Below are 6,044 nucleotides of genomic sequence, written 5' to 3'. Positions count from 1 at the left end.
GCCCTGGAAAGATTCTAAAATAAGTTCAATAGAACGAAATGAGTTACTTCAAACGGTTAAACATTTAGGCAGAACCCTATGGAAAAAATGGTCGGGTTATCACCGTCGTAGTTTGGTGGAAACCAAGATGCATTGCATCAAATTATTAGGTGATAGGCTGACGGCAAGACATTTTCAAAGTCAGGTCAATGAAATTCATGCGCGTGTGGCAGTTCTGAATAGATTTACGGAATTAGGTAGACCTCGCACCCAAGTTGTGTCTTAAATTTGAATGGATTGGGGAGAACTCAGCTTTTGAATGTTTATGCAACAAAGCCTATCTTGAGTAATGTAGTAAGTCAACTTTCTAAGCTTTAAAAAAGCTGGTCCTTTTAATACACGCCTAAAATTATAAAAATTATTTTTATAATATATTGAATAAAAGAACGTTCCTACTGGTTTTTCTTGTGTTTCGGAACCCCCTTTTTTGAGTAGACCCGTACATGCAACATACATATCTGCATGTAAAAGCTCTTTTCCTTTATTAATCATTTCAACAGTTACTTGCATTGATTCTGCTGTATATTTTTCAATAAGTTCTTCTGAAATATGTAGGGTATTTTCTTTGACACGAAGATCATAACTCACAAGGCTTCCAATCAATATATCCCCCGAATAAGGGCTCAAAGAGAAGCGGTAAGCCAGATAGCCGGCAGAAGCACTTTCAAAAAAAGCAATTTTAATTTTTTCCTTAGCTAATAATTTACAACATGAATTAAACATTTTAATTCTCCCTTAAATTGTTTTTAAAATGTTATAAAAATATATAACTATTTGCTTTGTTATTTTTTTAATGTTTATAATTTTGATGGTGAAACTAATGTAAGTTTAGATTAAGTTTTGCAAATTTTATATAAAAACAGCAGCTTAAATAATTCTAAAAGTTTAAATGTAATTTTGCGTTAGTAACTATGTTGTTGAAATATTTTAATTTTCAGGTTTGATCTTAATTTTTAATAACGCAAAATAACAAAGTTAAAACTTGATTATAGTTAGGGTGACGTATGGTAATTGATATCTCACAAACGGAGAATGAAAATGCCTGTTGTAGTGAAAAAAAGATTATTAGACTTATTACAAGATAATCAACAAAATTATTATGAATTGTTTGTTTTTTTTCTTGACCCTGATGTTTCAAGTTTTGAGAAAGAGAAAAAGGCAAGAGATTTTCTTATTAAAGAAATAGATAAACTAGAGATGACGGAAATAGATTTTCCTTCAAGTATCGATTCGATTAAAGAATGGTGTGAAAACGATAATAAAAAAAATTGTCAGGAATTTCAGGCATATTTAAATCGTAGACAAGATGGTCATGGTAGAGAGTATTTTCAGAATGTTGCTCAGGCGTTTGAGTTTTTAATAAAGGTATCTCCGACCAAAAAAGTAGATGGTGCTTGGCTATATAGCTCTGTACATTACTGGAATGATCCTGTCTTTCATGAACTTATTATTACTTATCTGGAAGAGCTTGGATTAGGTGAACCGAAAGCGAATCATGTGTGTATCTATGATGATCTTTTACGTAGTCTTGGACTCGACAGTTTCGACCTGCTTTTAGAAGATGATTATTACCATCAAGCCGTAGTACAGCTTGCATTAGGGTATGCACCGCCTGAGTTTATTCCAGAAATTGTTGGTTTTAACTTAGGTTATGAGCAGCTTCCTCTGCATCTTTTAATTTCAAATTATGAGCTTGCTGAATTAGGTATCGATTCTAAATACTTTAATTTACACATTACTATCGACAATATTGACAATGGCCATGCTTATAAAGCGATTAAGGTTATTGAAGATATTTACAATAAATACAGGGATAAAGAGCTCTTCTTTACCAAGTTAAAACAAGGTTTTGCCTTGAATAACCGTGGTGAATCTTCTTCAAATATTATAAAGAATTTAAGTCTTGAAGACTTTGTTCATAAAATTTTGAAAAGAAAAGCACTTGTCGGTCAGTTAATTCATAACGAAACCAGACAGTTTGGCTGCAAAACTATTAATCAATGGTTATCAAACCCCGATGATATTGCAGGATTGATCAATCATTTAACTGAACAGAAATGGATTAAATTTAATACCGACCCTGAACAGAGCGTGTTCTGGCGGATGATTAATGAAGAAAATGGAAAAATGTTTGGGGTATTTAACCCTGTAGAGCGTCAAATTATTCATGACTGGATCGCTGGTAGTGATCATTCTTCTAACTTCTTGGCATACAGCAGAGAACTAAAGAATAGCCAGCGTATTCAAGATTATCTGTTTAGCTATATCTCTGATGGCGAGCTTGATGCACTGCAAGAGCGCGTGCTGCAATCAAGTGATCTTGCAATAAAAATATGCAAACTTACTCCGTTTCTAGCCCCTGATTCTCATCATAAAAGTATTGGTCTTTGGAGTACTCGTAAATACGTAGAACTTCTTTTTCCTTATTTAGGGACGTTTAAAAACTAGTTTGATAAACGTTTTCAACTTCAACCCAAGTTTAACTTTCAAAACATAGGTAATGGACATGAACGACAAAACTAAATTAACTAATAAAACAAGTGAAATGGCTGGTGCCGATGCAGCAAATAAAGCCAATACTACCCAGAAAACTGAACAGTTAGACACAGTAAGAGATGATGCAACCAATGAGGCATTAACCACAAATCAAGGTGTTAAAATAGCTGATAACCAAAATAGCTTAAGAGCGGGTATTCGTGGTTCGACCTTGTTGGAAGATTTTATCTTAAGAGAAAAAATCACCCACTTTGACCATGAGCGTATACCTGAGCGTATTGTGCATGCTCGTGGTGTAGGGGCGCATGGTTATTTTCAGGCTTATGAAGGAAATGAACGTTTGACCAAAGCTGGGTTCTTAACAGACCCAACCATTCAAACTCCAATTTTTGTACGCTTTTCAACAGTGCAAGGGCCGCGTGGTTCAGCCGACACTGTCCGTGATATTCGCGGTTTTGCAATTAAGTTTTATACCCAAGAAGGTAATTTCGACTTAGTTGGTAATAACGCCCCAGTCTTTTTTGTGCAAGACGGTATTAAGTTTCCGGACTTTGTCCATGCAGTAAAACCTGAACCAGATACAGAAATCCCGACTGGTGCAACTGCACATGATACTTTCTGGGATTTTGTGTCTTTAGTACCTGAATCTGCACATGCGGTAATTTGGGCAATGTCAGACCGTGCGATTCCACGTAATTTACGTTCAATTCAAGGGTTTGGTGTGCATACCTTCCGTCTAATTAATGCCGAAGGTAAATCACACTTTGTGAAATTTCACTGGACACCAAAACAAGGTTTAAGTGCGCTCGTATGGGACGAAGCTCAAAAACTTGCTGGTAAAGACCCAGATTTCCACCGTCGTGATCTTTATGAAGCGATTGAGCAAGGTTTTTATCCAGAATGGGAACTCGGGGTGCAGATTGTCGAAGAAGAAGATGAAATGAACTTTGACTTCGATTTGCTTGATCCAACAAAAATTATTCCTGAAGAATTAGTCCCTGTTACGCCAATTGGTCGATTTGTTTTAAACAGAAATGTAGATAACTTCTTTGCTGAAACAGAGCAGGTGGCTTTCTGTCCGGGTCATGTAGTGCCTGGTATTGATTTTACAGATGACCCACTTTTACAAGCACGTCTATTTTCATATACAGATACCCAGTTAAGCCGTTTAGGTGGACCAAACTTTCACCAAATTCCGATTAACAAACCTGTGTGTCCATTCCATAACAATCAACGTGATGGCATTCATCAACATACCATTCATAAAGGTCAAGCTTCATATCAACCAAACTCGATCGATGGAAATTGGCCAGTTGAGACACCGCCAGCAGCATCAAATGGTGGTTTTGAAAGTTATCCTGAAAAAATCAGCGGACATAAACTTCGTCAAAGAAGTGAGACATTTTCTGATTATTTCTCACAGCCTCGACTTTATTACAAAAGCCTTGCGCCGCATGAGCAAAAACATGTGGTCGATGCCTATACTTTTGAGTTAAGTAAAGTTCAAAGAAAACATATTCGTGAGCGCCAAGTTCAACAAATTTTGGCAAATATCGACCTCGATCTGGCACGTCAAGTCGGTGCGAATTTAGGTATTGAAGTGCCGGATTTAACCTTAGATTATAAGAAAACAGCAATTGAAAAATCTGCCAAGTTGTCTTTTTTAGCTTTCCCTCCTGAAGACATTCAAGGTAGAAAAGTCGCTGTGCTTATTCATAATCTTGTGAAGTCAGATACACTTGAAGCAATTAAAAATTGGGCAATTAAAGAAGGTGTAGTTGTTCATTTACTAGCGCCGAGCTTGGCTCCAGTAAAAGACCATAAAGACAATATTATTGTAGCTGATGGTATGCAAATGGCTGAACCTTCAATTGCTTATGATGCTGTAATTGTTCCAGATGGCGATAATTTAAATGCAGTGATGCAAGATGGTGTAGCGCGCCATTATGTACTAGAAGCTTATAAGCATTTAAAACCAATTGCATTTTTAGGCAATAAATCTGATTTGCTTGAACCACTCGGTTTAGTTGCAGATGAAGGAACTTTGGTTGAGGATGAGTTCCAGCATATTGCAGAAAAATTTAAAAATCTGATTAAAGCTCATCGTGTTTGGTCACGAGAACAAATAGCCGCACACGTACCGGCTTAAATAAAAAAGCCCTGAAAGTTGAAGCTTTCAGGGCTTTTTCTAAATGACGTTAGCGCTTAGCCATTAACAATTTGACCGCCATTTACATGAATTACCTGACCCGTAATATAACTTGCATCATCTGAGGCAAGAAAAAGGTAAGCAGGGGCGACTTCACTTGGCTGACCCATGCGACCCATTGGTGTATCTTTACCAAATTTCTCAACCGTTTCTGCATCGAAACTGCTTGGAATGAGAGGAGTCCAAATTGGCCCTGGTGCCACACCATTTACGCGAATACCTTTTTTCTGTTTCATTAAGTTGTTCGACAAGCTACGAGTAAAAGAGGTAATCGCACCTTTAGTACTCGCATAATCGATGAGCTCATCATGACCTTGATAACTGGTAATGCTGGTGGTGTTTATAATACTATCACCTTCTTCCATATAAGGAATCGCTTCTTTGGTTAAATAAAACATGGCAAAAATATTTGTTTTAAATGTTTTTTCTAATTGTTCATTACTAATACTTTCAATTTCTTTTTGCTGATATTGAACTCCAGCATTATTTACTAAAATATTAATTTTTCCAAAATGCTGTAAAACCTTATCAATATTTTGTTTTGCAAGGTCTGCATCGGAAATATCACCTTTTAATAGAAGACAGTGCTGTCCTTCCTTTTCAACAAGTTGTTTGGTGATTTCAGCATCTTGATCCTCTTCAAGATACAGAACTGCAATATCGGCGCCTTCACGGGCAAACAATACGGCAACCGAACGGCCAATACCGCTATCGCCACCGCTAATGACGGCAACTTTGCCTTTTAGTTTCTCACTACCTTTATGAGATGCTTTAATGATTTCTGGTTCAGGATGCATCTTCTCCTGATCGCCTGGCTGATGAGGTTGAACTTGTGCTGGAACTGCTGTTGGATACTCATTTGTTGTATTTTCCATGTCTAGACTACCTCTATTTAAATTTCAGTCCCTTTATAGTGATTAATATGCACGTGAATATAAGTAAATAGTCTTTTTTAAAAAGTTGTCTTTGTTATTTTATATATAAGGATGGGCTTTGTTGCACAAAGCTATTCTTGAAGGCTTCTTCAGTAATATAATTTCCAGATGAAGAAGCCTACACCTAAAATCTATCGTACAACCAATTGGTCCTCGTATAACCAAGCTTTAATCAAGCGAGGAAATATTTCAATCTGGTTTGATCCTAAGACGCAATGGTATGCACAACCACAAGGCAAGCAAGGACGAAATCAAACTTATTCCGATACAGCGATTCAATGCTGTTTAATGATCAAATCTCTATTCCGTCTTTCTTTACGTATGGTTACTGGCTTTGTTCAAAGCCTGATTAAACTCTGTGGCTT

The 6,044-nt window shown here is 36.6% G+C and carries 5 protein-coding genes and 1 pseudogene; 4 read left to right on the top strand and 2 right to left on the bottom strand.

The annotated features are described in order from the left end of the window. A pseudogene (locus J671_RS24020) lies at window positions 1-265 on the top strand (IS5/IS1182 family transposase); the annotation flags it as partial. On the opposite strand, the gene J671_RS24015 reads toward J671_RS24020, so the two are convergent. Continuing rightward, complete coding sequence (locus tag J671_RS24015) at window positions 262-762, bottom strand: CinA family protein (protein ID WP_031983715.1); 501 nt, start codon at window positions 760-762, stop codon at window positions 262-264. The pseudogene J671_RS24020 and the gene J671_RS24015 overlap by 4 nt on opposite strands. A 315-nt stretch (window positions 763-1,077) precedes the next feature. Between J671_RS24015 and J671_RS24010 the strand changes: the two genes are divergently transcribed. Next, window positions 1,078-2,487, top strand: a complete 1,410-nt coding sequence (locus J671_RS24010) for an iron-containing redox enzyme family protein (RefSeq protein ID WP_004887679.1) — start codon at window positions 1,078-1,080, stop codon at window positions 2,485-2,487. Between the two features lie 52 nt (window positions 2,488-2,539). After that, a complete protein-coding gene (katE, locus tag J671_RS24005; RefSeq protein ID WP_009501073.1) occupies window positions 2,540-4,684 on the top strand; it encodes a catalase HPII in 2,145 nt (714 codons plus the stop codon). 56 nt (window positions 4,685-4,740) lie between these two features. Here katE and J671_RS24000 read toward each other — a convergent pair whose 3' ends face one another. Further along, window positions 4,741-5,619 (bottom strand): SDR family oxidoreductase, encoded by an 879-nt coding sequence (locus J671_RS24000; protein ID WP_002048314.1) that lies wholly within the window; start codon window positions 5,617-5,619, stop codon window positions 4,741-4,743. Between the two features lie 168 nt (window positions 5,620-5,787). Between J671_RS24000 and J671_RS23995 the strand changes: the two genes are divergently transcribed. Then, on the top strand, window positions 5,788-6,044 hold a 257-nt coding region (locus tag J671_RS23995), incomplete at its 3' end, for an IS5/IS1182 family transposase (protein ID WP_005101361.1).

This window comes from Acinetobacter sp. 1130196, from assembly GCF_000588095.1.
GTDB lineage: Bacteria > Pseudomonadota > Gammaproteobacteria > Pseudomonadales > Moraxellaceae > Acinetobacter > Acinetobacter nosocomialis.
This window is presented reverse-complemented; position numbering and strand designations above follow the sequence as displayed.